Here is a 625-nt window from a genome sequence, read left to right on the forward strand (position 1 = left end):
ACGAACGCCTCCAGGATCAGCGGCCGGCCGCCGAGCGTCTGCCAGGCGGCGTCGAGGTCGGCGGCGTCGCGGAGGATGGCCTGACCTTTGCCGTCGTACCCCTCGCGCCGCGTCTTCAGCACGGCCGGCAGTCCCAGCTCGGCGACGGCGGCGTCCAGCCCGGCCCGGTCGTCGACGGCGACGTAGCGCGGGGTCGGGATGCCGAGCGCGTTGAAGAACGTCTTCTCCGACAGGCGGTCCTGGGCGACATCGAGCGCGGCCGGCGGCGGGTAGACCGGGACCTGGCGCTCCAGCGCGCGCGCGACGTGGGCCGGCACGTTCTCGAACTCATAGGTGACGACATCCAGCCCCTCGGCGAAGCGGGCGAGGGCGTCGGGGTCGTCGTAGGCGCCGACAATCAGCTCGCCGAGGTCGGCGACCGGCGCGTCCGGCGAGGGGTCGAGGAAGCGGAAGCGCAGGCCGAGCGGGTAGCCGGCCAGCGCCAGCATGCGGCCGAGCTGGCCACCGCCGATGATGCCGACGCGGATCATCTAGCTGCCCTCCCGTGGGTCGGGGTGATCGAGGACGGACTGGGTCTGCCGCGCCCGCCATTCGTGGAGCGCGGCGCGGATCGCCGGCCGGCTCG

The 625-nt window shown here is 74.1% G+C and carries 1 protein-coding gene; it reads right to left on the reverse strand.

Translation table 11 applies throughout. The annotated features are described in order from the left end of the window. The coding region (locus B4M62_RS02635) for an ATP-grasp domain-containing protein (protein WP_290704759.1) at positions 1-530 on the reverse strand (530 nt) is incomplete at its 3' end. Between the last annotated feature and the right edge of the window lie 95 nt (positions 531-625).

The organism is Gordonia sp. UBA5067, from assembly GCF_002414845.1.
GTDB lineage: Bacteria > Actinomycetota > Actinomycetes > Mycobacteriales > Mycobacteriaceae > Gordonia > Gordonia defluvii.